The organism is Blastococcus carthaginiensis (assembly GCF_030731085.1).
Classification (GTDB): domain Bacteria; phylum Actinomycetota; class Actinomycetes; order Mycobacteriales; family Geodermatophilaceae; genus Blastococcus; species Blastococcus carthaginiensis.
This window is the reverse complement of sequence record NZ_JASNFN010000023.1, coordinates 20,886-47,118: the sequence shown is the minus strand read 5'-3', so window position 1 is coordinate 47,118 and position 26,233 is coordinate 20,886. Positions and strand designations below refer to the sequence as shown.

The 26,233-nt window shown below is 72.9% G+C and carries 30 protein-coding genes; 7 read left to right on the top strand and 23 right to left on the bottom strand.

The features are described from left to right. Window positions 1-241: 241 nt before the first annotated feature. From QOZ88_RS16975 to QOZ88_RS16865, 23 genes are all read right to left on the bottom strand, one after another. A complete protein-coding gene (locus QOZ88_RS16975) occupies window positions 242-712 on the bottom strand; it encodes a flagellar basal body-associated FliL family protein (protein WP_306000903.1) in 471 nt (156 codons plus the stop codon). Continuing rightward, window positions 709-1,614, bottom strand: coding sequence for a flagellar motor protein MotB (locus QOZ88_RS16970; protein WP_306000902.1), 906 nt, complete (start codon window positions 1,612-1,614; stop codon window positions 709-711). The genes QOZ88_RS16975 and QOZ88_RS16970 overlap by 4 nt, the downstream gene beginning before the upstream one ends. Next, on the bottom strand, window positions 1,611-2,381 hold the full coding sequence (locus tag QOZ88_RS16965; protein ID WP_306000901.1) for a motility protein A: 771 nt from the start codon (window positions 2,379-2,381) through the stop codon (window positions 1,611-1,613). Before QOZ88_RS16965 ends, QOZ88_RS16970 begins: the two co-directional genes overlap by 4 nt. A gap of 3 nt (window positions 2,382-2,384) precedes the next feature. Continuing rightward, complete coding sequence (locus QOZ88_RS16960; protein ID WP_091930718.1) at window positions 2,385-2,666, bottom strand: flagellar FlbD family protein; 282 nt, start codon at window positions 2,664-2,666, stop codon at window positions 2,385-2,387. Window positions 2,667-3,000: 334 nt separating this feature from the next. Next, on the bottom strand, window positions 3,001-4,230 hold the full coding sequence (locus QOZ88_RS16955; protein ID WP_306000900.1) for a flagellar hook protein FlgE: 1,230 nt from the start codon (window positions 4,228-4,230) through the stop codon (window positions 3,001-3,003). 67 nt (window positions 4,231-4,297) lie between these two features. Further along, on the bottom strand, window positions 4,298-4,720 hold the full coding sequence (locus QOZ88_RS16950; RefSeq protein ID WP_306000899.1) for a flagellar hook assembly protein FlgD: 423 nt from the start codon (window positions 4,718-4,720) through the stop codon (window positions 4,298-4,300). 15 nt (window positions 4,721-4,735) lie between these two features. Beyond that, the gene (locus QOZ88_RS16945; RefSeq protein WP_306000898.1) at window positions 4,736-6,142 is read right to left on the bottom strand and encodes a flagellar hook-length control protein FliK; all 1,407 of its coding nucleotides are present in this window, start codon (window positions 6,140-6,142) and stop codon (window positions 4,736-4,738) included. Between the two features lie 73 nt (window positions 6,143-6,215). Beyond that, window positions 6,216-7,169, bottom strand: coding sequence for a transglycosylase SLT domain-containing protein (locus QOZ88_RS16940; protein ID WP_306000897.1), 954 nt, complete (start codon window positions 7,167-7,169; stop codon window positions 6,216-6,218). Beyond that, window positions 7,157-7,615 carry a flagellar FliJ family protein gene (locus tag QOZ88_RS16935; protein WP_306000896.1) on the bottom strand — a complete coding sequence of 153 codons (459 nt, stop codon included), beginning with the start codon at window positions 7,613-7,615 and terminating at the stop codon, window positions 7,157-7,159. The genes QOZ88_RS16940 and QOZ88_RS16935 overlap by 13 nt, the downstream gene beginning before the upstream one ends. Further along, window positions 7,612-8,922, bottom strand: coding sequence for a FliI/YscN family ATPase (locus QOZ88_RS16930; protein WP_306000895.1), 1,311 nt, complete (start codon window positions 8,920-8,922; stop codon window positions 7,612-7,614). The genes QOZ88_RS16935 and QOZ88_RS16930 overlap by 4 nt, the downstream gene beginning before the upstream one ends. Continuing rightward, a complete protein-coding gene (locus QOZ88_RS16925; RefSeq protein ID WP_306000894.1) occupies window positions 8,919-9,794 on the bottom strand; it encodes a FliH/SctL family protein in 876 nt (291 codons plus the stop codon). Before QOZ88_RS16925 ends, QOZ88_RS16930 begins: the two co-directional genes overlap by 4 nt. Beyond that, entirely contained in the window at window positions 9,778-10,827 is a 1,050-nt protein-coding gene (gene fliG, locus QOZ88_RS16920; protein WP_306000893.1) for a flagellar motor switch protein FliG, read from the bottom strand. Before fliG ends, QOZ88_RS16925 begins: the two co-directional genes overlap by 17 nt. Next, complete coding sequence (gene fliF, locus QOZ88_RS16915; protein WP_306000892.1) at window positions 10,824-12,416, bottom strand: flagellar basal-body MS-ring/collar protein FliF; 1,593 nt, start codon at window positions 12,414-12,416, stop codon at window positions 10,824-10,826. The genes fliG and fliF overlap by 4 nt, the downstream gene beginning before the upstream one ends. Then, complete coding sequence (locus tag QOZ88_RS16910) at window positions 12,416-12,730, bottom strand: flagellar hook-basal body complex protein FliE (RefSeq protein ID WP_306000891.1); 315 nt, start codon at window positions 12,728-12,730, stop codon at window positions 12,416-12,418. The genes fliF and QOZ88_RS16910 overlap by 1 nt, the downstream gene beginning before the upstream one ends. Further along, window positions 12,730-13,134, bottom strand: a complete 405-nt coding sequence (gene flgC, locus QOZ88_RS16905) for a flagellar basal body rod protein FlgC (protein WP_306000890.1) — start codon at window positions 13,132-13,134, stop codon at window positions 12,730-12,732. The genes QOZ88_RS16910 and flgC overlap by 1 nt, the downstream gene beginning before the upstream one ends. A gap of 3 nt (window positions 13,135-13,137) precedes the next feature. After that, window positions 13,138-13,485, bottom strand: coding sequence for a flagellar basal body rod protein FlgB (locus tag QOZ88_RS16900; RefSeq protein WP_306000889.1), 348 nt, complete (start codon window positions 13,483-13,485; stop codon window positions 13,138-13,140). Window positions 13,486-13,836: 351 nt separating this feature from the next. Then, entirely contained in the window at window positions 13,837-14,163 is a 327-nt protein-coding gene (locus tag QOZ88_RS16895) for a hypothetical protein (RefSeq protein WP_306000888.1), read from the bottom strand. Continuing rightward, entirely contained in the window at window positions 14,160-14,546 is a 387-nt protein-coding gene (fliS, locus tag QOZ88_RS16890) for a flagellar export chaperone FliS (RefSeq protein ID WP_306000887.1), read from the bottom strand. The genes QOZ88_RS16895 and fliS overlap by 4 nt, the downstream gene beginning before the upstream one ends. Before the next feature lie 91 nt (window positions 14,547-14,637). Continuing rightward, window positions 14,638-15,969, bottom strand: coding sequence for a flagellar filament capping protein FliD (gene fliD / locus QOZ88_RS16885; protein WP_306000886.1), 1,332 nt, complete (start codon window positions 15,967-15,969; stop codon window positions 14,638-14,640). A gap of 117 nt (window positions 15,970-16,086) precedes the next feature. Then, window positions 16,087-17,364: a flagellin N-terminal helical domain-containing protein gene (locus QOZ88_RS16880; protein WP_306000885.1), complete on the bottom strand. Its 1,278-nt coding sequence runs from the start codon at window positions 17,362-17,364 to the stop codon at window positions 16,087-16,089. Window positions 17,365-17,522: 158 nt separating this feature from the next. After that, entirely contained in the window at window positions 17,523-18,596 is a 1,074-nt protein-coding gene (locus tag QOZ88_RS16875) for a glycosyltransferase family protein (RefSeq protein WP_306000884.1), read from the bottom strand. 65 nt (window positions 18,597-18,661) lie between these two features. Then, window positions 18,662-19,453: a class I SAM-dependent methyltransferase gene (locus QOZ88_RS16870; protein WP_306000883.1), complete on the bottom strand. Its 792-nt coding sequence runs from the start codon at window positions 19,451-19,453 to the stop codon at window positions 18,662-18,664. A 91-nt stretch (window positions 19,454-19,544) separates the two neighbouring features. Continuing rightward, the gene (locus QOZ88_RS16865) at window positions 19,545-20,441 is read right to left on the bottom strand and encodes a sigma-70 family RNA polymerase sigma factor (protein WP_306000882.1); all 897 of its coding nucleotides are present in this window, start codon (window positions 20,439-20,441) and stop codon (window positions 19,545-19,547) included. Between the two features lie 260 nt (window positions 20,442-20,701). Here QOZ88_RS16865 and QOZ88_RS16860 point away from each other — a divergent pair, with 260 nt between their 5' ends. The 7 genes from QOZ88_RS16860 (at window position 20,702) to QOZ88_RS16830 (ending at window position 26,196) form a co-directional block, all read left to right on the top strand. Continuing rightward, window positions 20,702-21,187, top strand: a complete 486-nt coding sequence (locus QOZ88_RS16860) for a flagellar protein FlgN (RefSeq protein ID WP_306000881.1) — start codon at window positions 20,702-20,704, stop codon at window positions 21,185-21,187. Then, entirely contained in the window at window positions 21,184-22,581 is a 1,398-nt protein-coding gene (gene flgK, locus QOZ88_RS16855; protein WP_306000880.1) for a flagellar hook-associated protein FlgK, read from the top strand. The genes QOZ88_RS16860 and flgK overlap by 4 nt, the downstream gene beginning before the upstream one ends. A 5-nt stretch (window positions 22,582-22,586) precedes the next feature. Next, window positions 22,587-23,477: a flagellar hook-associated protein FlgL gene (flgL, locus tag QOZ88_RS16850; protein ID WP_306000879.1), complete on the top strand. Its 891-nt coding sequence runs from the start codon at window positions 22,587-22,589 to the stop codon at window positions 23,475-23,477. Next, entirely contained in the window at window positions 23,477-23,917 is a 441-nt protein-coding gene (gene fliW / locus QOZ88_RS16845) for a flagellar assembly protein FliW (RefSeq protein ID WP_306000878.1), read from the top strand. The genes flgL and fliW overlap by 1 nt, the downstream gene beginning before the upstream one ends. A 92-nt stretch (window positions 23,918-24,009) precedes the next feature. Next, window positions 24,010-24,309: a carbon storage regulator CsrA gene (gene csrA, locus QOZ88_RS16840; RefSeq protein WP_091930697.1), complete on the top strand. Its 300-nt coding sequence runs from the start codon at window positions 24,010-24,012 to the stop codon at window positions 24,307-24,309. A gap of 205 nt (window positions 24,310-24,514) precedes the next feature. Beyond that, window positions 24,515-25,021 (top strand): hypothetical protein, encoded by a 507-nt coding sequence (locus QOZ88_RS16835; protein WP_306000877.1) that lies wholly within the window; start codon window positions 24,515-24,517, stop codon window positions 25,019-25,021. A gap of 71 nt (window positions 25,022-25,092) precedes the next feature. Further along, window positions 25,093-26,196, top strand: coding sequence for a sigma-70 family RNA polymerase sigma factor (locus QOZ88_RS16830; protein WP_091930695.1), 1,104 nt, complete (start codon window positions 25,093-25,095; stop codon window positions 26,194-26,196). Window positions 26,197-26,233 lie beyond the last annotated feature (37 nt).

Here is a 26,233-nt window from a genome sequence, read left to right as displayed (position 1 = left end):
GACCGGGCGGCGAGGGCTCCCCGTGCCGGCCGGGGGGCGTGTGACGGGTGGTGCGGGTGGAGTGCAGCGGGGGGGGGGGGCGGGGGGGGGGGGTGGGTGTGCCGGGGGGGGCCCCGCCGGGCCCGGCGGCCACCCCCGCGTGGTCGGAGCGTCAGGCCGGCGGGCGAGCGTGTGCGCTGAGTGGGGGTTCCAGGGGCGAAAACCCCTACTGAGCGCAGGCGCTCGCCGGACTCGTGCGCCGCTACTGGGTCACGTACTCCGTGTAGTAGATGCCCATGACCATGGGGATGTCGTGGTCGGTGTACGCCTCGATGATCTTCTGCTCCAGGGACTCCTTCAGCGCGTCCCGGGCGTTGGTCACGTCGGCCGGGTTCGCCTGCGAGAACGTGGAGATGATCGCGTCGTAGGCCTTGGCGCCGTCGACGCCGCCACCGCCGTGGCCCCCGCCGGCCGCCTCGACCGTGTACTCCAGGGTGATGCCGATCTTCAGGTAGCCACCACCGGCGAGGTTCACCGCGATGGGCTCCAGCGCGGTGTAGCCGCCGTGCTCGGGCGCCGCGGCCTCCGCTTCCCCCGTTCCGGCGAAGAGGAAGAAGTAGGCGGCGCCGGCCCCGGCGAGCAGCACGACGGCCAGCATCAGGAAGAGCTTCTTCCCGCCCTTGCCCTCGGTCTCCTCGCCGTCGGCGGGGGCGTTCTTGTCCTTCTTGCTCATTCGGTCACTCCTCGGTGGGCGGCGTCGAGGCCGGGCAGGAGGGCGTTGGCCTCCGCCGACGCGGTGGACAGGACGACGACGTCGACCCGTCGGTTGACGGTGAGGGCGGTGGGGTCGGACTCGGGCACCAGCGGCCGGGTCGACGAGTAGCCGGTGGCCGACAGCCGCGGCTGCGGGACACCGTCCGCGGCCAGGTACCGGACGACCGTGGTCGCGCGGGTGGCCGAGAGCTCCCAGTTCGACGGCCACGGGCCGCCGACGGTGACGGGGAGGTGGTTGGCGTGCCCCTCGACCCCGAGCTGGTTGGGCAGCCGGCCGAGGGTGGGGGCGATCGCGCTGAGGATCGCCCGCCCCTCCGGCCGGAGGACGGCCTGCTCGGCGTCGAAGAGCACCTGGTCGGCCACGATGTGCACCACCAGGCCCCGCTCGTCGATCTCGTAGCGGGCCGCGCCGGCGTACCCGGCGGCGGCCAGCGCCGCCTCGATCGCGTCGCGGGCGGCGGCCAGCTCGTCGTAGGCGGCCTTCGCCTCGGCGGCGAGGCGCTCGGCCCGGTCGGCCGCGGCCTGCGCAGCCGCCTTGTCGACCTCGGCCTGCTGGACGGTCGGGTCCGAGGGGATCGCCGAGGCGATGTCCACCGCGCCCGGGAGACCGTCGAGGACCGAGCCCTCCGGCGTGGAGGCCGGCTGCACGTTGATCGGCGTGCCGAGGGTCTGGGAGAGGCCCTTGGCCAGCGCGGCGAACTTGGCCTGGTCGACCTGGCTCATCGCGTAGAGCACCACGAACAGGACCAGGAGCAGGGTCATCATGTCCGCGTAGGACACCAGCCACCGCTCGTGGTTCTCGTGCTCCTCCTCCTCGTGCTTCTTGGCCCGGCGGCGACCGCCGTGGCCGGAGGCGCTCACGCGGCCTCCTTGGCGACCTCACTGGGCGGGATCAGCGAGTTGAGCTTCAGCCGGACCGCCCGCGGGCTGGTGCCGGCCTGGATCTCGGCGATGCCCTCGACCAGCAGCTCCATCTGCGCGGCCTGCAGCTCGCTGACCCGCATGATCTTCGCGCCCATGGGGAGAAACCAGAAGTTCGCGGCCATGACGCCCCACAGGGTGGCGACGAAGGCCGCGGCGATCATCGGTCCCAGGGCCTCGGGGTTGCTGAGGTTCCCCATCACGTTCATCAGGCCGACGATGCAGCCGACGATGCCGATGGTCGGCGCGTAGCCGCCCATCGTCGTCATGAACTTGGCGGCGGTCTTGTCCTCGGCCTTCTTCGCCGAGATCTCGCTCTCGAGGACGGCGCGGAGCTCCTCGGGGTCGGTGCCGTCGATGCCCATCTGCAGGCCGCGCTTGAGGAACGGGTCCTCGATCGCCTTGACCTGCGCCTCCAGGGCGAGCAGGCCCTCCTTGCGGGCTTTCTCGGCGAGGCTGACCAGCGTCTGGATCTGCTGGGTCGGCGGCGGCACCTTGGCCGGCATCACGGCCATCTTGAACCAGGCCGGCATCTTCTTGAGGTCGTCCATCGTCTGGCCGGACATCGCCGCGCCGAAAGTGGCGACGATGACCAGGATGATCGCCGGGATGAAGATCAGGGACGCCGGGTCGGCGCCCTCCATGATCATGAAGACCAGGAGGGCGGCCATCGAGATGACGAACCCGATGAGGGTGGCCGGATCCACGGGTCAGCGTTCCTCTCGGGTCGGGAAGGGCACGACCGACGAGTCGCCGACCTGCTGCTCGGGGACGTGCGGGCGGTAGGCGCCCCGGTCCATCTCGTAGGAGAGGGCGAGGATCCCGGCGCGGTACTCGCGGATCTCCTGCAGCACCTCGGCCACGCTCTCGCGCACCACGTACTTCGTGCCGTCCACCAGGAAGGCGACCGTGTCGGGGTGGCCCTCGACCTTCTCGATCAGGTCGGGGTTGAGCGCGAACTCGTCGCCGTTCAGGCGCGTCACTCGGATCACGGGGCGGTCCTCTTGCTCGGTGGGGGTCGGTGGGGCGTGAACACGGTCCGGGCGGGAACGGCAGTTCTGTCATCGGCCCCGGACGGGGCCTCCTTGAGCCGAAGGTGCTGGCGGGGGGCGTGTGACGGACGGCCCGGGGCCCCCCCCGGGGGGCCCGGGCGCCGCGGCAGGGCACGCCCAGCCCGCACGACACCCCCCCCGCCCTTGTGGGGGGGGGGGGGGGGGGTGCCGGGCCGCCCCGCCCCCCCGGGGGGGCCCCCCCCCCGCCGGTGACGTGCCGGAACGGCCTCTCCTCAGGCCCCGGCGCCGGGCGCGGGAGCGGAGAGGCCCTTCATCAGCGCTTGAGGTTCACCAGGTCCTGGAGGATCTCGTCGGACGCCGTGATCACCCGGCTGTTGGCCTGGAAGCCGCGCTGGGCGACGATCAGCCCGGTGAACTCCTCGCTGAGGTCAACGTTCGACATCTCCAGCGCGCCGGAGCTGAGCTCCCCGCGGCCGCCCTGCCCGGCCAGGCCGATCATCGCGACGCCGGAGTTGTCGCCCACGCGGAAGGAGGAGTTGCCGGCCTTCTCCAGGCCGCTGGGGTTGTTGAACGAGGCCATGGCGAGCTGCCCCAGGGGCTGGCGCAGCCCGTTGGAGTAGACGCCGGTGATCGTGCCGTCGTTGCTGAGGGTGAACGACTGCAGCGACCCCAGGGCGTAGCCGTCGGGCTTCGGGGCGGCGAGGGTGTTGGCGCCACCGAATTGGGTGAGCCCGGCCAGGCTCATGGTCACCGTGTTGGTCCAGCTGGGGTAGCCGACCGGCGTGAACGGCGCGAGCTCGTAGTCCGGCGCGGCCGGCGTGGTCAGGTTGCCCGCCGCGTCGAACGCGATCGGCGTGGCAGCCATCAGCGTCGTGCCGTCGGAGTGGACGACGCTGACCTCCCAGTTGTTGTCGCTGAGCTTCTCGATGTTGTAGGCGACCTTCTGCAGCACGCCCTGGCTGTCGTACATGTCCGCGCCGACCTGGAAGGTGGTGCCGGCGGCGACGTCGGAGGGCAGGTTGCCCACGATGCTGCCGGCCGTGGTGGGCGTCGGGTTCACGATCTGCCCGTAGGGGACGACCAGGGCCTCGACGGGGCCGTTGGCGTTGACCACACCGTTCTGGGCCACCCAGCCCTGCAGGATCGAGCCGTCGGGGGTGACCAGCTTGCCGCTGGCGTCGAAGTCGAACGAGCCGGCCCGGGTGAACAGCTGCTGCCCGCCCGCGCCCTCGACGACGAAGAAGCCGTCGCCCTCGATCATGAAGTCGGTCGACCGCCCGGTGGACTGCGCCGCACCGTTGGTCCAGTTGGTGGTGATCCCGGCGAGCTTCACGCCGAGACCGATCTGCGCCGGGTTCGTGCCACCCCGGTCGGCCGCCGGCTGACCGCCGGCGCGCACGACCTGGGAGAGGGTGTCCTGGAAGACGGTGGCGCTGCTCTTGAAGCCGACGGTGTTGACGTTGGCGATGTTGTTGCCGGTGACGTCCATCTTGGTCTGGTGGGCACGCAGACCGGAGATGGCGGAGAACATGGAGCGGAGCATCGGGGGTCTCCTCCGGGTGGGGGCTCGGGCTGGGGGAGCGCGGGTCGGCGCGGTGGTCTGGGGGGCGTCAGCGGGTGCCGACGTCGGTGATCCGGCCCACGGGCACGGAGACGCCACCGATCGTGGCCTCGGCCTCGGCCTTGTCGGTGGCCAGGCGGACGGAGGTGACGACGCCGGCCTTCGAGGCGCCGGTCGAGTCGGTGTAGGTGACGGTCTGGCCGACCATCGCCCCCGCGCTGCTCGAGCGCTGCAGGGCCAGCATCGAGGCGTTCTGCTTGGCGATCTCCTCGAGCTTCTCGACCTGGCTGAAGGTGGCGGTCTGCGCCATCAGCTGGTTGGTGTCGGCCGGGTTGCCGGGGTCCTGGTACTTCATCTGGGCGACCAGCAGCTTGAGGAAGGTGTCCTTCCCCATCTGGTCACCGCGGTCGACGGAGCTCGTCGCGGAGTACGTCGCGGTCGTCCCGGTGGCACCGCTCACTGCGTCCGGCATGTGGGCTCCTCGCTCTCAGACGCGCACGTCCACGCCGGACGACGTGGATCGGTTCTGCGGGGCAGCGCGCCCCTCTCCGCTATCGGCAGGGCGACCACCCGGTCGTGACCACCCACCGGCCGGCTCCTGCGGGCCGCCGCGGCTCCCGGTGTCCTGCCGGGCCTGCTGCTCGGCGGCGTGCCGGGACAGCCAGGAACCACCGGCATCGGCGTCCACCTCGACCCGCGACGGGCTGAGACCGGCGGCCTCGAGGTCGCGCCGCAGCTCGGGCAGGGCGTCCAGCAGGGCGGCGCGGCCGAGCTCGTGGGCGCCGCGCAGCGTCAGGTCGAGCACGCCCTCGGCGACGGTGACCTGCAGCTGCACCGGGCCGAGGTTCTCGGGGGTGAGGACCAGCGTCATCGTGTGCGAGCCGGTACCGGCGCCGCTGAGCACCGCCACCTGGCGGGAGACCTGGCCGGAGACCGGCAGGGCGGCACCGTCGCCGGTGGCGGGGGCGGTCGCCGGTGCGGCGGCCGCGACGGGTGCGGGGGCGGTGGCTCCGGGAACCGCGGGGAGGCCCTCGGCACCCGCGGCCGGAGCGGGGACCACGGCGGAGGTCGGCTCCCCTCCGGCGCCGGGGTCACCCGCACCGGGCTGCTGCCCGGCCGCCGGTGCGGGAGCTCCGGCGACCGGCGGCCCGGAGGTGGCGGCCGTGGTGGTCGCAGTGGCGGCAGCGCCGGCGGACGGCGCCTGGGTCGGGGGCTCCCCGGCCGGTCGCAACGCCGCTGGAGTGCCGGCGACGACGGCGAGCCCCGGTGCCCCGGCGTGCTCGGCGGCCCGCCCGCGCGCCGCGCCGTCGCCGACGACGGCGGTGGCCTCCACGGCCCGGGCCGACGCGGTGGCCGGCAGGTCGGGACCGGCCCGGCCGGTGCCCGGGGTACCGGGCACCGGTGCACCGACCATGACCGGGACGACGGCACCGGCCACGGGAGCGGCACCGGCCACGGGAGCGGCGCCGGCCGGGGTGCCGGGCACCGTCAGGGCCTGCGCGGCGGCGGCCACGGCCGTCCCCGGGACCGTGGCGGTCGCGGTGCCTGCGGGGCCCACGGCGACCGCGGGGGCGGTCGGGCCGGCCGCGTCGCCGGCCGGCTGCGCGGCGGCGCCACCACGCAGCAGTGCCCACAGGGTGGCGGCCACGCCCGCCGCGGTGGTGTCCACGGCCGGTGCGGCGACCGGCTCCTCGGGGGCGGCGGGCTCCTCGCCCGGGGCCTCGCCGGAGGTCTGCCGGCCGCCGGCCTCGCCGCCGGCGTCGCGCACCCCGCCGCTCAGCGCGCCGTCCAGGGCCGAGGCGAAGGGAGCCGCGCTCTCGCCGGACGCGCCCGCGGCAGGTGCGGCGGATGCGGCACGCGCAGCCGGGACGGCGGTGGTCACGGGAGCGGTCACGACGCCTCCTCGCCGGCGCGCGCCGGTCCCGTCACCCACGGGGCTGTGTCTCCCGCCGACCTCGCGAGCTCGGTCATCTGTAGGCCTCCGCCTTGCTCATCACGGACCGGACGTAGTTCTGGGTCTCCGGGTAGGGCGGGATGCCGCCGTAGCGGCTCACCGTCCCCGGCCCGGCGTTGTAGGCAGCCAGCGCCAGCTCGGTCGAGCCGAACTGCCGGGTCAGGGAGCCGAGGTAGCGGGCCGCGCCGTCGACGGCCGAGGACGGGTCGAACGCATTGACGCCGAGCCCCTTCGCCGTCGCCGGCATGAACTGCATGAGGCCCTGGGCGCCCGCCGGGGAGACGGCCGCGGTGTCGAAGCCGGACTCCTGCTGGGCGACCGCGGCCAGCAGGGAGGCGTCGACGCCGTGCCGGCCGGCCGCGCGCTGGAACAGGTCCGCATAGGGCACCCCGGCCAGCGTTCCCGCGGCCGCCGGGGCGGCAGCGGGGACGGCGGCCTCGGGCAGCACCCGGCGGATCACCGTGGGGTTGCCGACCGCCTGGATCTTCACCGTCTCGCCGGCCTGCGGCGCGGCGATCATCTGGCCGTTGCCGAGGTAGATGCCGACGTGGTCGATGCCCGCGCGGGACGAGGAGTTGTCGAAGAAGACCAGGTCGCCGGGGCGCGCGGAGGCGAGCGAGGGGACCGCCTTGCCGGCGGTCGCCTGCTGGGACGACGTGCGCGGCAGCTCGATGCCCAGGTTGCCGAACACGAGCTTGGTGAAGCCGGAGCAGTCCAGGCCCTTGCGGGGGTCGGTGCCGCCCCACAGGTAGGGGACACCGAGGTACTTCTGCGCCTCGGTCACCACCGCGCCCTCGGACGCGGTGGCGGCCCCGGTGGCCACGGTGCCGACCGCCGAGCTGCCGGTGAGCCCGGCGGCACCGGCGGCGGCGGCCCACGCCGAGGAGGCCGAGGCTGTTGCGACGGACGGCTGGAACCGGGCCTGGATCTCGGCGATCCGGGACTGCACCGCGCTCAGCCCGTCCATGCCGTCCCCGTGTCGTCGGTACCCGTGCCGCGGGAGGCGCGGCCGGTGACCAGGTCGTCGGTGGCCCGCTCCTCGGCGGCGTCGGCGGCGTGCTGCTGGGCCAGCCGGTGCCGCTCGGCCAGCCGTTCGAGGCCCTTGGTCCGGCGCGCGGCGGCGGTCCACTCCGCGCGCACGGCCTCGGCCTGCTCGGCCTGCGCCGTGGCCAGCGCGCGGGCGTCGGCGGCGTCGGTGGCCGCCGTCCGGAGCAGCACCATGGCCGCCACGAAGGAGCCGGCCGGCAGCGACGGCGGGAGCACCGCGCCGGCCAGCGCCGCCTCCTGCTCGGTGGCCCGACGGGCGGCCTCGCCGGCGGCCTTCGCGGCCGCGGCGGCCGCGGCCGCCGCGGCCCGCTCCTCGCTCCGGCGCAGCTCCAGGACCGGCTGCAGCCGGAAGGCGGCGCGCTTCACGCGGCCCTCACGATGCGCTGCAGCCAGGCCCACGCCTCGGGGGCCGATGTCGACTCACCGAGCGGCTGCTGCAGGAACGCGTCGATCTGCGGGGCCAGCTGGCGGGCGCGGTCCACCAGCGGGTCGCTGCCGGCCTGGTAGGCGCCGATCTCGATCAGCTCCCGGACGTCGCGGAGCGCGCCCATGAGCCGGCGGACCTCGCGTGCGTCGGTCATCTGCGCCGGGGGGACCACCGCGCCGGCGACGCGGGAGATCGACTCCAGCACGTCGATGGCGGGGAAGTGCCCGGTGGTGGCCAGCTTGCGGGTGAGCACGACGTGCCCGTCGAGGATCGAGCGGGCGGTGTCGGCGATCGGCTCGTTGTGGTCGTCGCCCTCGACGAGCACCGTGTAGAGGCCGGTGATCGAGCCCACGGCGCCGGTGCCGGCCTTCTCGAGCAGCTGCGGCATCATCGCGAAGACGCTCGGCGGGTAGCCGCGGGTGGCCGGCGGTTCGCCCGCGGAGAGGCCGACCTCGCGCTGCGCCATCGCGGTGCGGGTGATCGAGTCCATCAGCAGCAGGACGTCGCGGCCCTCGTCGCGGAAGGCCTCCGCGATGCGGGTCGCGACGAAGGCCGCCTTCAGGCGGACCAGCGGCGGCTCGTCGGAGGTGGCGACCACGACGACCGTGCGGGCCAGGCCCTCGGGGCCGAGGTTCTCCTCGATGAACTCGCGCACCTCGCGGCCGCGCTCGCCGATCAGGCCGATGACGCGGACGTCGGCGTCGGTGCCGCGGGTGATCTGGGCCAGCAGGCTGGACTTGCCGACGCCGGAGCCGGCGAAGATGCCCAGGCGCTGGCCCTTGCCGCAGGGGACGAGGGTGTCGAGCGCACGGACGCCGAAGGTGAGCGGCTCGGCGACGCGGGCGCGGGAGAGGGCGTGCGGCGTCGTCGTCGCCAGGTCGACCCACGACACGCGGCCGTCGAGCGCCGGGCCGCCGTCGACCGGGCGGCCGAGGCCGTCGAGGACGCGGCCGAGCAGCGCATCGCCGACCGGCACCTGCAGCGGCCGGCCGGTGGCCCGCACGGGTGCGCCGGCGTGCACGCCGGACAGGCCGCCCAGCGGCATGCAGGTGAGCCGGTCGCGGCCGACCGCGACCACCTCGGCGAGCAGCGGACGGCCGGTGGGGTCGACCTCGACCAGGTCGCCCACGGCCGCCGTCACGCCGTCGACGCTGAGCGTCAGGCCCATGGCGCCGGTGACGACGCCGGTCACCTGCGGGCGGGCGGCGGCGCGGGCGCGCTCGAGGACGGTCGGCGGGACGGTCATGCCCCCAGCACCGCCTGCACGCGCTGCAGCGCCGTGCCGAGCTGCGCGTCGATCCGCCGGGGGCCGGACTCGGCGACGGCGCCGGCCCGCTCCACCGACGGGTCGCCGACCACGCGGACGCTGTCGGGCAGGTCGGCGAGCGCCTCCTCGGGCACCTCGGCGAGGTCGTCGGGATGCAGCCGCACGACGGCGGGGGCGTCGGCGGGGCAGAAGGTGAGCGCCCGGCGCACGGCGTCCATGACCGGGTCCGTGGCCAGGGCGAGCTCGCGGCCGAGGAGGTCCTCGACGAGGGTCAGCGCGGTGCCGACGATCGAGTCGCGGATGTCGTCGGCGACCGGGCGGGCGCTCTCCTCCAGCTGCCGGACGGCGGCGCCGAGGGCGGCGGTCGCGGAGACCAGCCGGCGTTCCCAGCGGGCCTGCACCTCCGCCAGGCGCTCCTGGGCCTCGCGCTCGGCCTCGGCGACCACCGACTCCGCGGCCAGCAGGCCCTCGGCGTGACCGGCGGCGAAGCCCTCGGTGCATGCCTGGGCCCGCAGCCGGGCGAGCTCCTCGGCGTAGACGTCGCCGAGGCGGAAGGACGGCTTGCTCCCGGCGACCGGCTGGTCCTCGGCCCGGCGCACGGTCGTCCGCCGCTCGACCGGCGAGGGCCGGGGGGGCACGGCGGGGGAGCGGGGCGCCGGGGCGACCGCCACCGGCGCGGCGGGCGGGGAGATGCCGGCCGCGCGGGCAGCCGGGACGACGGCGGCAGGAGAGCCGGCGACGACGTGATCGGCCATCACCTCCCGGTAGGGGCGGGCCAGCGCGGCCGAGCCGCCGCGCAGGACCGCGCCCTCCCGTGGCGGCCGGTGGCCCTCCTCACGCAACGAAGTCATCGTCCCCACCGCGGTTGATGGTCAGCACACCCTGCTCCTCGAGGGTGCGGATGACCGCGACGACCTTGGCCTGGGCCTCCTCGACCGTGCGGGTGCGCACCGGGCCGAGCAGCTCGATCTCCTCGCTGAGGTTCTCGGCCGCGCGCTCGGAGAGGTTCCGCTTGATCTTGTCCTGCACGTCGGGCCGCACACCCTTGAGCGCGGTGGCCAGGTCGTTGGCCTCCACCTCGCGCAGCACTAGCTGCAGGGAGCGGTCGTCGATGGTGACGATGTCCTCGAAGACGAACATCTGCGAGCGGACCTGGTCGGCCAGCTCCGGGTCGGTGTTGTCCAGCCACTCGAGGATCGAGCGCTCGGTCGGCCGCGGGGAGCGGTTGATGATCTCGACGAGGGTCTCGACACCGCCCACGGTGGTCATGTCCTGGTGCGCCAGGATCGAGCCCATCCGGCGGCCCAGCTCCTCCTCGACCAGGCGCACCATCTCCGGCGAGGTGCGGTCCATCGTGGCGATGCGGTGGGCCACCTCGGCCTGCTGCTCGGGGGCGAACCCGGAGAGCACCTCGGCCGACTGCGCGGCCGTGAGGTGCGCCAGCACGAGCGCGATGACCTGCGGGTGCTCGTCCTTGAGGAAGGTGACGAGCTGGCGCACGTCGGCGTTCCGCAGCGAGGCGAACGGCACCTCGGTGTAGACGACGTTCAGCCGGGAGAGGATGCCCTCGGCCTTGTCCTGGCCCAGGCCCGCGGCGAGGATCTCGCGGGCGAACTCGACGCCACCGCGGCCGACGAACTGCTGCGCGGTCATCAGCCCGTGGAACTCGCGCATGACGCCGTCGACGTCGTCGAGCTCGACCGAGCCGAGCTTCATCAGCTCGCGGGTGAGCGCCTCGACCTCGCGGGGGCGCAGCTGGGCGAGCAGGACGCCGGCCTCCTCCTTGCTCATCTGGGCGAGGAAGACGGCGGCCTTGCGCAAGCCGGGCATCTCCGGCCGCGTAGGCACGGCGACGGCCCCCGGCTGGATGCTGGCGAGCGTCACGACTTGCTCTCGCTGAGCCAGCCGCGCAGCATGGCCGCGACCTCGTCGGGGCGTTCGCTGACCATCGTCGAGATCTCCCCCCGGACCTTCGCCCGCTCGACGGCTTCGAGCTCCAGGGCCGCGTTGTCGAGCTGGACCTCCTCGCGCGTGCTGGCCACCCGCAGCCGGTCGAGCTCGGCGAGCATCTCCTCGTCCAGCTCCAGCGGCTCGTAGTCCTCCTCCTCTTCGGCGCCGCGGCGTGAGCGCAGCCAGACGATGAGGACGACCAGCGCGATGCCGGCCGCGATGCCGCCGGTGCGGATCATCGACCACATCTGCGCGCTGGCCTCCGCCTCGCGCGCGGCCTCCATCGCCGCGGCGGCGTTCTCGGCCGCGGTGGCGTCGAAGGGGAGCGAGGCGACGGTGATGTCGTCACCGCGGGCCTCGTCGAGGCCGACGGCGGTGACCATGAGGTCGGTCATCTGCTGCTGGTTGAGGTTGCCGGCGACGGCCTGGTCCATGACGACCGAGACGGTGAGCCGGTTCAGCTCCCCGGGCGCGCCCTGCACGACCTCGGTGGTCTCCCCGACGGCGTTGTTCGACGTCGTCGACTCCTTGTTGTACGTGGACTCGCCGCCGCCGGCGTTCTCTGCGGCGTCGGGCATGTTCTCCGGACCGAGGATGCCGCCGACCGGGGCGCCGCCGCCTTCGTAGGTCTCGATGGTGTTCTGCTCCGAGATCGGCGGGACACCCTCGTCGAAGGTGTAGGTCTTCGAGGTGGTGCTCCGCTCGGAGAGGTCGACGTCGGCGCGCACGGAGACCACGGAGCGGCCGGGTCCCACGACCGAGTCCAGGATCTTCTGGGCGCTGGCCGACAGGCGGTTCTCGTACTCCTGCTCCACCTGCGACCGGGCGTCGCCGGCGGCCGCGGTCACGCCGGTGCCGGCGGCGGAGAGGACCTGGCCGGTCGCGTCGGCGACGGTGACCTGGTCGGGGTCCATGTCCTGGATGCTGGAGGAGACCAGGTTGGTGACCGCCTGGATCTGCTCGCCGGACAGCGCGGTGCCGGGGGCCAGGTCGAGCAGGACCGAGGCCGTCGGCGCGGCCTTGTCGCTCACGAAGACCTCGTCCTCGGGCAGCGCGACGTGCACCACGGCGGAGTTGACGCCGGCCAGCGACTCCAGCGTCTTCGCCAGCTCGCCCTCCAGGGCCCGCTGGTAGGTCACCTGCTGCTGGAACTCGCTGGTGGTGATGCCCTGCTGGTCCAGCAGCGCGTAGCCGGTGTCCTGACCGGCGGGCAGGCCCTGGCCGCTCATGGCCAGCCGCAGGTCGTACACCTTGTCCTTGGCGACCATGATCGTGCTGCCGCCGTCGGCCAGGTCGTAGGTCACGCCCTGGGCGTTGAGCTCCTCGACGATCGCCGAGGCGTCGCTCGCGGCGAGGTTGGAGAACAGCGGGGCCTGGGTCGGCGTGGTGATCCAGCTGTAGAAGAAGAACCCGCCGAGGGTCAGCCCGGCGAGCAGGAGGCCGATGACGACCTTCTGCCCGAGGCTGATCGTGTCGAACGAGGAGCGGGCACGCTCCAGCGTCCCGGCGAGTGCCGACTTCATCAGATCTGCATCCTCATGATCTCGTTGAAGGCCGCGACGGCCTGGTTCTTGATCGTCACGACCATCTCGGTCGCCACGCCGGACTCAGCGCTGGCGATCATGTAGTCGTGCACGTCCTTCAGGTCGCCGGTGGCGGCCTGCACGGCCAGCTCGGAGGTCACCGACTGCTTGGCCCGGAGCGCGTCGAAGGTGGAGGCGAGGACGGCGGCGAAGCCGTCGGCTCCCTCGGTCGCGGGCGTGCCGCGGGTGCTGCCGGCGACGCCGGTGACCGCGCCGACCCCGACCGGGGGGATGCCGCCGAGCGGGATCGTCATCAGCGCTTCCCGAGCTGCAGGGCGGCCTGGTAGGCGCTGGTCGCCCGCTCGACGACGGCGAGGTTCGCCTGGTAGCCGCGCTGGGCCATCATCATGTGGGTCATCTGGTCACCCAGGTCGATGTCCGGGTACTTCACGTAACCGCCCTCGTCGGCCAGCGGGTGGTCGGGCTGGTAGACCAGCCGGCCCTCCGGGTCGCCGAACTCGGCGCGGGCCACGCGCACGCCGCCCTCGCCGCTGCCGTAGTCCACCGCCTGGGCGACGACGAGCCGCGCCTGGAAGGCGTCCTCGTCGGTGCGCCGCACCGTGTTGATGTTGGCGATGTTGTCGGCGGTGGCGTCGAGCCACTTCCGGTGGGTCATGAGCCCGGACTGGGAGATGCTCAGGGCCTGGAACATGCTCATGGTCTACGAAGTCCTCAGGGCGGTGCGGAGCGAGTTGTACCTGCCGTCCAGGGCGTTGAGCGCCAGCTGGTAGCGCAGCCCGGTCTCGGTGGCGATGACGGTCTCCGCATCGAGGTTGACGTTGTTGCCGTTGGTGTTGGTCGGCTCCAGCGAGCGGACGGTCGTGCCGCCGGAGATGACCGGTGTGGCGCCGCTGCGGACGGCCCCGCGCAGCGACGTCTCGAAGTCGGTCCGCCCGGCGAGGAAGCCGGGGGTGTTGACGTTCGCGATGTTGTCGGCGGTGACGCGCTGCCGCTGCGCGAGCCCGGCGAGGGCCGCCTTCAAGACCGACGAGGTGGCGTCGGGGATCATCGGGCGCCTCGCCGGCGGGTGGAGCAGGACACGATCGACCTCCGGGTACGCGGAAGACACTCGCGAACGAGTGCTGGGCCGCCGATCCGTGGCGATGGTGGTGCTCTCCGTGCACATCCCTCATCGGCACGACCCGGTACCCGCGTGACCGCGCGCCTGGCACGGGAGGGTCGGAGGAGCCGGACGGGACGGCGGTGACGACTGTGACCACCGGCCCCGACCCGTCCCCTGCCGGAGCGTGCCCGTCCCCGGGCCGCGACGGAGGCCCCGGACCGTGTCGGAGCCCCGGACGCGACGGAGCCCCGCCCCCCGGGTGGGGGAGCGGGGCTCCGGATGTTCGGTGGGCCGGGGTCAGAGGGCCCGGTCGACGAACGAGGCGACGGGCCGGCTGGGGGCGTAGGACATGCGGGCGGCCAGGTCGCGCTGGCGCTGGGACTGGATGATCGCCTCGACCAGCGCTTCGGCGACGGCCAGCTGGTGCTGGAGCAGGTGGGCGGCGCGCTCGCGCAGGTCCGGCGGGACCGGGCCGAGCCCGGTCGGTGGCACCCAGTCCTGGGCCCGGCGGCCCCACTCGGCGCCGGTGGGGTCCATGCTGGCTTCGGCGGCGACCACCTCGCCCTCGAGATGGGTGAGGACGGTCGCCCAGTCCGCAGGCGGCCCGTCGCCGGCGGAGGTCATGCCGAGGCGGCGGCCAGGGTGGCGGCCGCCTGCCGCCAGGCGTCACGCAGTGGCTCGACCACCTGGCGGCACGAGGAGACCCGGTTGCGGTCGCCCTTGACGTTGGCCTGCACGAGCTCACCGATCAACCAGCTGTACAGCGCGGCGAGACGCGGCCCGCCGTCCCAGGCATCAACCTTCAGGCTGCTGTGGAGCTCGAAGACGATCTCCTGCGCGTGCTCCAGCTGCACGCGCGCCTCGTCCCGGTCGCTCGCGACGAGCGCGGTCTCCGCCCGCTCCAGGTCGAGAGCGAGGCGGTCGTACAGCATGACCAGCAACTGCTGCGGCGAGGCGGTGGCGACCGTGTCGCCCATGTATCGGGCACGCAGGGCGGCGGCACTCATGCGGAGGACTCCTCGATGGGGTGTGCGGGGACGGCGACGGGGAGGTCGCCGGCGGTGGGCCGGCGGGAGGCCGGCGCGACGTTCGACGGGCTTACGACGACCAGTTCGGTAGCGAGGCGAGCTGGGAGGACAACCAGCCGGACTGGTTCTGCATCGTGCCCAGGGCCGATTCCATGGCGGTGAACTGCCGGGTCAGCGTCTGCTGGCGCAGCTCGAGGCGGAGGTCCCAGTCCTCGATCCGCTTCTGCAGTTCGGTCGCCTGGGTGTCCTTGCCCTGGGCCAGTGCCACGAGGGAGCCGGTCGTGCTGTCGGTCGCGGACCTGGCGACGGCGAGCAGCCGCTGCGCGACACCTTCGACGGCGGTATCCCCCGTACCGGAGCCGTTGAGCAGCCGCTGGGTCTTGACGGGGTCGGCCGTGAACTGCGCGGTGAACGCTGCCGAGTCGAAGGCGATCTTCCCGTCGCGGGTGAGCTGCAGGCCGGCGACGGCGGCCGAGCCATCCCCTCCCACGGCGTAGGCGACGGCGTCGGCGATCTGCCCGGCCAGGGCGCGCAGTGAGCTGTCACCGCGCAGCACGGCGGTGCTACCGGCGCTGTTGTCGGAGTAGGTGTTGATGTTCGTGAGGGCGTTGTTGGCGGCGGTGACCAGCGACTGGATCGCGGAGGTCAGCGCGGCCGGGTCGCTGGCCACGGTCACGGTCGCCGTGTCGGCCACCTTGCTGACGGTGAAACTGGTGCCCGGCATGACGTCGGTGAAGGTGTTGCTGGTGGACGTGACCGCGTACTCGTACGGGCCGCCGGCGCCGACGGTGATCTTCGCGTCCGCTGCCTGCGTGAAGAGCGTGAAGGACGGACCCCCGGTGGCGGTGAACTCGCCGTCCGCTCCCGAGGTGCCCGAGGTGAGCTGCAGGCGGAAGCCGCTACCGGTGCTGACGGCGGTGGCGGTCACGCCGGCGCCCGCGGCGTTGATGGCGGTGACGGCCTGGTCCAGCGTCGCGTCGGCGGGGATCTCCACCGCCTTGGCCGGAGTGTCGCCGTCCGCGTCGGCGAGGGTGAGCGTCATCGCCGACGTCGAGGGCGTCCAGTCGGCGCTCGAGATGAGCACGTGCTTGGCGGCGAGGGCGTCGACGCGGAAGGTGACCTCGCCCGTGGCGGCTCCGGCGGTCGCGCTCGCCGACACCGACGTGGCGGAGCTGCTGGCCTTGACCGGCGCCCAGGTGGTGGCCTTGGTCAGGTTCTCGGCCGCCGTCTGCAGCGTGGTGAACACGCTGTTCACCGTGCGGTAGGCCGAGGCGTCGGCCTTGGTGTCGGTCAGCTTGGTCCTGAGCTGGTTCTGCGGTTGCCGCTCCAGCTGCATGAGCTGGGAGATCAGGGTGGTGGTGTCGAGCCCGGAGACCAGGCCGCTGATGCTCATGCCTGCCATGGGTGTCCTCCGGGGGGTCGTCCGCCGGTGGGCCGGCGGGGGAGTGGCGACGAGCAGTGAGGGGGGAGGCCGGGGCCTCCCCCCTCACCGGGTGGTGCTCAGTCGTGCTGGATCAGATCAGCCCAGCAGTCGCAGGATGCCCTGCGACGCCTGGTTGGCCTGGGACAGCATGGCGGTGCCGGCCTGGGTCAGGATCTGGGTCCGGGTGAAGTTGGTCATCTCCTGGGCCATGTCCGTGTCACGGATCCGCGACTCCGACGCCGTGGTGTTCTCCACCGCGACGTTGAGGTTGTTGATCGTGTGCTCGAACCGGTTCTGCTTGGCACCCAGGTCGGCGCGGATGCTCGACACCGTCTGGAGGGCGGCGTCGATGTCCTTGATGGCCTGGGTCGCCCCGGAGCCCGCGGTGAACACCGGCGTCGCCTTGGCGATGTCGGCAGCCGAGCCGCTGAGGGCACCGTCGGCGTCGGTGTAGCCGGCGACGCTGGCCGGCGTCGCGAACGTCAGCGCCGTAGCCGTCGCGGTGAACGGGTTGGCCGCCGTGGAGGCGAGCCCGAAGGCCGCCTTGGCGGCCGAGTTCAGCGCGGCCAGCGAGTTCGTGGCGAGATCGGTCGCGGTGGCACCGGTGACACCGGTGTAGTCGACGGTCGACAGGTCGAACGTCTTGCCACCGAAGCTGATCGTGCCGGTCAGCTTCTCGTACGCCGCAACGCTGCCGCTGGCACCGGAGAAGGTGTCGACAGTGGCCGAGCCTTCCTTGTTGATCGCGAGGGAAGCCGCGGCGCCGCTGGTGGCGGCGGTGGTCACGACGGTGCCGGCGGCGGTGCCGCTCGCAGCGTTCGTGTACAGGCCCACGCCGGTGACGTCGACGCCGTTGACCCCGAGGCCCGCGGCGTCCATGCCCTTGCCCGGCCCACCGATGGTGACGGAGATCGACTGGCCCGCGTCCGCGCCGACCTGGAACGTCCCGGAGTACGAGCCGTCGAGCAGCTTCGTGCCGTTGAAGTTCGTGGTCGACGAGATGCGGGACAGCTCCTCCTTGAGCTGGCCGACCTCCTTCTGGATGTTCGCCTTCGCGCTGTCGTTCAGGCTGCCCGCGTTGGACGCCTGGACCGACAGGTCACGCATGCGCTGCAGGATGGAGGTGCTGGTGCTCAGCGCGCCCTCGGCCGTCTGCACGACCGAGATGCCGTCCTGGGTGTTGCGGACGGCCTGCTTCATGCCGCCGATCTGCGAGCGGAGGCCCTCGGAGATGGCCAGGCCCGCGGCGTCGTCGGCGGCGCGGTTGATGCGGAAGCCGGAGGAGAGGCGCTCCAGCGACTTGCTCATCTGGTCGTTGGTCACCGACAGGTTGCGGTACGAGTTCAGTGCCGCGACGTTGGTGTTGACGCTCATGCCCATGGTGTTCCTCCGTGGAATCGGGGCTGATCTGGGGATCCCGCTGCATCCGTGCTGCGGGCCGTGCACTCATGTCTACGGCCGAGGACCCCGCGAGCTTGAGGCGAACCGCGCAGATTTTCCCGGCGACGTCACCCGCGGGGGCGGACCGCCGGTCAGGCGCCCTTGCGCCGGCTGCGCGCCCGGTTGTCCACGGCCTGCTGCCACGCGGCCACCCAGTGGGGAGCGGTGTGCTCGGTCAGGTGCCGGTCCAGGACGACGGTGCGGTCGCGGGCGGCCTGCTCCCGGCGCAGATCGGGATCCAGGATCGCCGTGGTCAGGGCTTTCGCCCAGTCCTTCGGGGCCTTGGCCCGGCGGCCGAGCCCCAGGCGCTCGTACTCCGCGCTGGGGGAGCGGACGCAGTAGACACCGCGCGCGGCGTACTCGAGGTTCTTCAGCCAGCTCTTGCAGGTGTTGAACCGGTCGATCCGCAGCGGCGCCACCCCGATGTCGAAGACCTCCCCGACCGCGGCGGTGTACCGGTCGACGTCCGGGATCCAGCGCAGCTCGGTCGGTTCCTCCGTCAGCCGCAGCCGCTCGCGGGCGTCCCACTTCTGGCCGAGGATCAGGAACCGGCTGCGGCCGCGGGTGTTGTCCAGGGCCTGCTGCAGGCCCGACCCCATCTCCTGCAGGTCGTAGGGGTGCCCCGCAACGGTGCCGGACCACCCGACGGTGACGACGTCCGGCGCCCGCTCGTAGGCCGGGGGCAGCTCGGCGATTCGGCGGGGGATCGCGTTGGGGACGACCACGCCGCCACCGCGCGGTGCGTACTCCTCGACGAGCGCCGGCGTCGTCGTCGTCACCAGGTCGGCCTCGCGGGCGCACTGCAGCGCCAGGCGGGCCATGCCCTTGCGGATGATGCTGTTGTACGCCGCATTCCCGAAGGGGACGGCGGAGAGCAGGTCGTCCATCTCCACGACGACCGCGACGCCCTTGGCCTGGAGGACACGGATGCACTGGAGCATCTCCACGGTCTTGGGCAGCTGGAGTACCACGACGTCGGCGCCCCGCGGGTCCACGTCGGTGACGACCGGATCGCCACCCCCGGGCCGGTTGTGCATCGTCGTCGTCAGGCCACGGGTGATGGTGATCTCGACGCCGAGGTCCGCCTCGCGCACCGCGCGCGCGGGCTCGGTCACCCGGTAGTAGTCCGGGCCGATGTGACCCGCGTTCATCATCAGGATCTTCATGGTCGGTCCTCCCGACTGTGGGTGTGGGTATGCGGCAGGAACCAGGCGGCCGCCGGCCGGCGGGCTCAGCGGGAGAAGGCGAGGGCGCGGGCGACCTGGTCGGCTCCCGGGGTGGTGCGGCGCAGCGACGCCCAGTCCTGGTCGGCCAGGGCGGTGGTCAGCGACCCGGCGGGCAGCTGCCCCTCCCGCTCCTGCACGAGCGTCTCCCACCAGCCGCAGTCGAGCAGGCGGCGCGGGTCGACCGCCTCGGTCCGCGAGAGCACCCGGTCCGGGATCTGCTGCGGGTCCCGGGCCCGCAGGAAGCGCTTCTCGAGGTTCGGGTAGTTCTCGACGAGCACCGACGAGCCGGCGTCGGGGAGGAGGACCATGACGGTGCCGGTGGGTTCGGTGTCGACCTCGAGGACGACCAGGTCCGGGCGCAGCCGGCGCAGGGCGGTCGTGACCTTGAAGACGTCGCCGGTCCACTCGTGGGTGTGCCGCTCACGGGCGGCCTCGGGGACGTTCCGCGGCAGCATGTCATCGATGACGATGACGCTCGTCTGGCTGGTGTAGCCCTCGACGTAGACGAAGTCGCGTAGCGCGTACTCGGCCCAGTGCATGCCGTCGATGAACGCGAAGTCCAGCGGCGTGCCGCCGAAGCGCTCGGTCGGGTTGTTGTCGCGGAAGTAGTCATCGCTGGTGGCGCGCACCAGCTGGACGTCGGTGTTCAGCTCCTCGGTGACCCGGAAGGCCGGATCGATCCCGATGCTCGGAACCCGCGACAGCGCCATGCTCATGCCGGTGTCGATGCCGATCTCCACGTAGTTCCTCGGCTTCAGCAGCGTGTGCAGCTCGGCCAGCATCTCGTGTCGGTTCATGCGGTGCCATCCTCGCGGGGTCTCGTGGGTCGGGCGGGGCACGCGGCGGAGTGCCGGCGCAGCGGGGGAGGGGCGTCCATCTGCCGTGGCATCAGGCCGGGCGCGCCGCACGCGACGGGTGGACCGGCCACGGGTCGCGCGCGGAGTGGAGCGGCGGTGCGCTGCGACCGGTCAGCCGTTCCAAGTAGTGGCGCTGCTGGTTCCGTGCGCGGATCCCGCCGGAGGCCGGCACCGGGGTGCCGTCCCAGATCTCGCCCATGGCGGCGTGCAGGAGGGTGAGCGCCCGCGCTCGCATCTGGGAGACGCGGGAGAGCGTCACACCAAGGTCTTCCGCGATGTCGGTCAGTGATTCATCACCGAAGAAATTGCGCTCGATGACCTCGTCCAGCCGGTCGGGCAGCGCGCGGATCGCCTCGTGCAGGTGTCGTGCCCGCTCACCCCGCAGCACCGCGCGCTCGGGGGACTCGCCGGTGTCGGGCAGGTCCAGGGTGCCGCCGTCGGGGCCGGATTCGGCGTCGATGCTCACCATGACCGCCCGGTGGACGTCGACCTGCAGGTGGTCGAGCTCGCTGCGGGCGATCCCCAGGCTCGTGGCCAGCTCCTCGCGCGTGGGCGGCCGGCCCAGGCTGATGGTCAGCGCGTCGGCGGCGGCGTCGGTCCGCCGGGCCGCGGCCCGCACCGACCGGCTCGCCCAGTCCCCGGAGCGCAGCTCGTCGAGGACCGCGCCCTGCAGCCGGGCCAGCGCGTACGTCGCGAACGAGGCGCCGGCCGAGGGGTCGAACCGGCGGGCCACCTCGACGAGCGCCACGTGCGCGCAGGAGAGGAGGTCCTCACGGCTCACGTGGCTCGGGAGGGAGATACGCGAGGCGACGGCGTTGACGGCGAAGGCGGCGAGCGGCAGGTGCTCGGTCACCAGGGCGTCGACCTCCTGCGGGGACCGCCCCTTGACCGGGTGGGGAATCCGGCCGTTCTGGGGGCGCTCGCGCAACGGCCGGTCATGCGCGGACCGCTCACGCAGGGATCGCTCGGTCGCGAGGGCACGGACTGGGGTCACGTCCGTATCTCTCGGCTGTCCCGGGGGAGGTCGGCACCACCCGTCGGCACAAATCCGCACGAACTTGAGCGCCAGTTGCGTGCTTCGGCTCAACCCCCTCCGAACGGGTGCCGATGGCAGCACCGACGGCGGTGGCCGGCCCTGCGGCCGGGGCGACCGCGAGCACGGGCGAGACGACGGAAGGCGGTGGACACGTGGACTACCAGCACCTGTCGACGTTGCTGTGGCGGGAGCAGGAACTCCTGGACCTGCTGCTCTTCAAGGCCGAGGAGAAGCAGTATCTGATCCTCACCGGCAAGACCCGCTGGCTGCAGCGCATCGCGCACGAGATCGAGGTGGTTCTGGACCAGCTGCGCACGCTGGAGGTCGAGCGCGCCGCGGCGACCGAGGCGCTGGCCCAGCGCCTGGGCATCGAGACCAACCCTTCGCTCCGGCAGGTGGCCGAGGTGGCCCCCGCCCCCTGGAACGACCTGTACGCCAAGCACCACGAGGCGCTGCTCGTGCTCGTCACCGAGCTGCGCAGCCTCTCCGACGCCAACCGCGAGCTGATCGAGGGCGGCCTCGCCGCGATCGGTGACGCCCTGCTGCAGGTGCGCACCCCGTCGGCCGGGACCTACGGCGCGAGCGGCCGGCACTCCGACGGCAGCCACCGCGCGGTCACCCTGGACGGAGCACTGTGAGCACCTTCTCCGGTCTGAACGCCGCCACGACAGCGCTCTGGGCGAACCGGCGCGGCCTCGACGTCACCGGTCAGAACATCGCCAACGTCAACACCGAGGGCTACTCCCGCCAGCGGGTCGACCTCCAGGCCATCGGTGGAAGCGCCGTGCCGGCGTTCTTCTCGACCGGCTCCGGCATCGGCCAGGGCGTCAACGCTGATGACGTCATGCGCATCCGGGACGTGTTCCTTGAGGGCCGCGGGCACACCGAGCACGCCAACCTCACTCAGCTGGTGGCCGAGACCGACTCCTACGAGCTGATCGAGCAGGCATTCCGGGAGCCGGGGAACACCGGCATCCAGAAGATGCTGTCGGAGGTGTGGAGCGGCTGGCAGGACGTCGCGAACAATCCTGACGACTCCGCCGCGCGCGGGCAGGTGCTCAAGCGCATGGAGACGCTGGCCGGCGGACTGCACTTCAGCCAGCAGCAGCTCGGCGGGCAGTGGGCGCAGACCCGCGAGAACCTCGCGGTCCTGGTCGACGACGTGAACGCCGCCGCCGAGAACATCGCCACCCTCAACGTGGCGATCCAGCGCGCCACGCAGAGCGGCCTGCCCGCCAACGACCTGGCCGACCAGCGCGACGTCCTGGCGATGCAGCTCGCCGACCAGGTGGGCGCCTCGGTGCGCCACGGCAAGGACGGCGTGCTCGACGTGAGCGTCGGCGGGATGAGCCTGGTTTCCGGTGGTTCGGCGACGAAGTTCGAGGTCGCGGGCACCATTGACCCGGACCAGACGGCTGGCGACCCGCTGCGGGTCGTCACGGCCGTCGGGGACTTCAACGTGCGCGTGGGAGGCACGGCCGGTGGTCAGCTCAACGCGCTGAACGCGATCGTCCCCAGCTACCGGGGTCAGCTCGACACGATCGCGTCGAGTCTGGCGACGGCCATGAACACCGCGCACGGCGAGGGGTACGACCTCACCGGCGCGACCGGGGGCGCGCTGTTCGGGACGGCGGACGGCAGCCCGATCACAGCAGCCAACATCACGGTGATGATCACGGACCCGGATCGCATCGCGGCCTCGGGCGTGGCGGGTGCGGGCAATCTCGACCGGGCGAACGCCGACCGGATCGCGCAACTGGCGCACACGGCCGGCATCGACGAGGGCTACCGCAAGATGATCGTCGAGCTCGGCGTCCAGTCGGCGGTATCCCAGCGCAACTTCGACATCCAGAGCAGCATCACCACCACGGTGGACGCCGCCCGCGAGTCGGTCGCCGGCGTCAACCTCGACGAGGAACTCACCAACATGCTCTCCTACCAGCAGGCGTACGCGGCCGCGGGTCGCATGGTCACCGCGATCGACGAGGCGCTCGACGTGCTGATCAACCGCACCGGGCTCGTGGGGCGCTGATCTCGATGCGGATCACCCAGCGCGCCGTCACGCTCACCAGCCTCCAGGGCCTCAACCGGAACCTGGAGTCCTTCAGCAAGCTGCAGGAGCAGCTCACCTCGGGGCGCGTGCTCAGCGCGCCGTCGGACTCGCCGACCGGGACGAACCGGGCCATGCAGACGCGGGGCGAGCAGGATGCGACCGCCCAGTACGCGCGCAACATCTCCGACGGTCAGGCGTGGCTGAACCAGACAGACTCGACCTTGCAGCGCATGCTGGAGGTCACCCGGAGGGTCCGCGATCTCACCGTGCAGGGCTCCAACACCGGCGCCATGTCGGACACCGCCCGCCAGGCTCTCGCCTCCGAGACCGCGGCACTGCGGGACAGCTTGCTGGGCCTGGCCAACACCACCGTCGCCGGCCGGCCGTTGTTCGGCGGGATCACCGCGGGACCGAAGGCCTACGACTCCGTGACCGGCGCGTACGTCGGGCAGGCCGGTCCCGGGGCGGAGGTGCTCCGCCGGGTGTCGAGCACGGACTCCGTGCGGGTGGACGTGAGCGGTCCGGAGGCGTTCGAGGCCGATGGGGTCGACCTCTTCTCACTGGTCGGCCGGATCACCTCCAACCTGACGGCTGACCCCGTAGGGCTCGTGCAGGACCTCGCCGACCTCGACCTCGTCATGAACAAGATGTCGTCCGCGCTCGCCGACGTGGGCGCCCGATCCTCCCGCATCGACGGCGAGGCGCAGATCAACATGGACCAGGGCATCGCCCTGCAGACGCGTCTGGGTGAGGTCGAGGACATCGACCTGCCGAACACGATCATGCGTCTGCAGATGCAGCAGGCCGGCTACGAGGCGGCGCTGTCGGCGACGGCCAAGGCGATCAGCCCGACGTTGATGGACTACCTGCGCTGATGACCACCCTCGCCGACCACCCCGCAGCGGCCTCGACGACGGCACCGGCTCCGCCCCCGGTCCAGGTGCTGTCGTTCGCCGAGCCGCTGCCGGGTTTCCCGCGGCACCGGGACTACGTCCTGGTCCCCGGGGACAGCGCCGGGCTGCTCTTCTGGCTCCAGGCGGTCGCCCCCGACGGGCCCCGGTTCCTCGCCGTGCCGGCGCGGGAGTTCTTCCCGGGGTACGCCCCCGTCCTGCCCGCCGCCGTGCGAGTGGAGCTCGGGCTCGCCGATCCGGCCGAGGCGCGGGTGTTCTGCCTGGTCACCGTGCCCGACGGCGACGTGGCCGAGGCGACGGCCAACCTGCGGGCCCCGGTGGTCGTCGCCCCCGCGACCTCCCGCGCCCGGCAGGTCGTCCTGAACGACGGCTCCCTTCCCCTTCGGCGGCGCCTGCGCCGATAACCTCACTGCGCCGCGTCGGGACGCGGCTTCGACGCCCGCCCCGGCGGGCGACGCCACGGACGGCCACCACACACACCCATGGAGGGGTACTCGTGCTCACACTCACCCGCAGCGTCGGCGAGACGATCCGCATCGGCGACGACATCGAGGTCCACGTCGTCGAGGTCCGGGGCGGCACCGTCCGCCTGGGCTTCAAGGCGCCTCGCGAGATCGCGATCCACCGCGAGGAGGTCTACCGGCAGATCGCCGAGGCCAACCTGCTGGCCGCCCAGGTCACCGCCGACACGCTCGGCGCCCTGGCGGCGTTCGCGCCCACCGCGGCGCCGGACGACGCAGGGACCGAGGCCGCGCCGGCCGGAGCGACCGCGGTGGAGGGCAGCACGTCCCGCTGAGCGGCAGATGTGCACGGTCGCCGGGGGGTCGACCTCGGCAGACCGTGCCAATCTGACGTGGCGACCGGCTGATCGGACTCCGACACAGGCAACTATTGCCGAAGCTTCCCCGTCACAACTGCGCTGGACACAGCGAGTTGTGTGCCGCGTCCGGAGCGTGCATGCGGCAGATTCCTCCTCACGCAAGTGACAGGGGGCGATCAAGATGGCACGTAACGCATTCACCGCTTCGGTGGCGGGGGACCAGGCCGGCGACCAGGAGTCCGTGGTGGTCCACGTGCAGCTGCGACCTCGCCGGGGCGCCACCCGCAAGTGCCTCGCGGCGCTCGCGGCGCTGGCCGCCGAGCACGAGGACGTCGTCGTCGCCGTCACCGGCCTGAGCAAGGACGACCGCGTCGTCCGGGTGACCGTCGGCGTGGACCTCGGCCCCCGTGCCGCCGTGGCCCGGTTCTCCCCGCAGGCGCAGGCGGCGTACGCCTTCGTGTCGGCGCTCTTCACCTCGCTGTACGACCACATGCCGGTCTACACGGCCGAGCCGAGCAGCGCCGAGCGCGCCGCCGCCACCGCTCTGCTGGAGCACGCCGCCGCCGGTGCCGCACGCGCCGACGGCCTGCCGGTGGAGGTGCTCGAGGCGCTGCCCGAGGCCTCGGTGCCGGTCCCGCTCGTCCCCTCGCCGCGCCGCCCCGGTCCGGGGGAGCGCATCCCGGCCTGACGGCCTCCCGTGCAGTGCGGAGTGCCGGCCGCCCCGACACCCCTTCTTCCCCGTAGCGCCCAGGAGTTCCGATGCCCGACCGCATCCCCGTCCCCAGCTCCACCTCCGCCGACGACCGGGCCCGTGCCCGCCAGCCCCTGGTCTTCGGGGGCATCCCCGAGGCCGACGGGTGGGCGCTGGCGCCCATCACCCCGCGCGACCGGGTGCACTTCCGCGTGGACCACGAACTGCCGCTCGACGAGTTCCGCCAGGCCCTGCCCGACGGCGTGACGGTCACCTACGACCAGGGGGACGGCCTCTACCGCGTGGACGGGGCCTGCGGCTCGGCCGCCGTGCTGGCCGACTGGGTGAAGGCCTGGTGCGCCGGCCGGGGGACCACGACCATCGGGCTGCGCGCGGAGACCGGCGTCCGCCGGCGCGCCCCGCGGGACCTGCCGCCGGCCTTCCTCGACGACCTGTGCCGCCACTACGGGCCGGTCAGCCTCAAGCGCCTGCAGCGGAACATGAGCACGATCCGCCTGCACCTGCCCGACCCCGACGACCTGGGGCAGCAGGTCTTCGAGTGGATCCTCAAGGCCGTCGCCCAGTACGACGAGACCAAGTCGGTCCCCTTCGGAGCCTTCCTCGCCACCCAGCTGTCCAAGTGGGTGCACGACCTCGGGCGCAACGCGCACGGGCGGACCGCCGCCGACACCGAGCACAAGCAGCAGAAGGCGATCGCCGCCTTCATGGCCGAGCACCAGCGGCGGCCCAGCGAGAAGGAGCTGGCCGCCTACATGGGCCAGAGCGTCGCCACCCTGCGCCGCAACTCCCAGACGGTGGCCACGCTCAACGGGCTGCGCAACCTCCAGTCGCTGGACGGCGCCCCCGAGGCCACCGAGATCCTGCTGCCGGACTCCTCCGAGGCGCCCGACGAGATCATGGGCGAGGCCGAGCAGACGCTGCTCTCGCACGCCTTGACCGCCGCGTGCGCGCCGGACCCGGAGGCGCGCCGCGACCAGCGGGCCGGCCAGCCCAACGTCCTCGGCTGGGCGACCTGGTACCTGACGACGTGGGGCGGGCGGACCAAGACGCAGCTCTCGACGGACCTCGGCACCTCGGTCCGGAACATGAACGTCTACGCCGACCGCGTCGAGAAGGCCCTGAAGGACCGGCTGGCCGAGCTCGCCGACTGAAAGAAGGACCCCCTTCTGCCCACCGCTCGCACGCTCG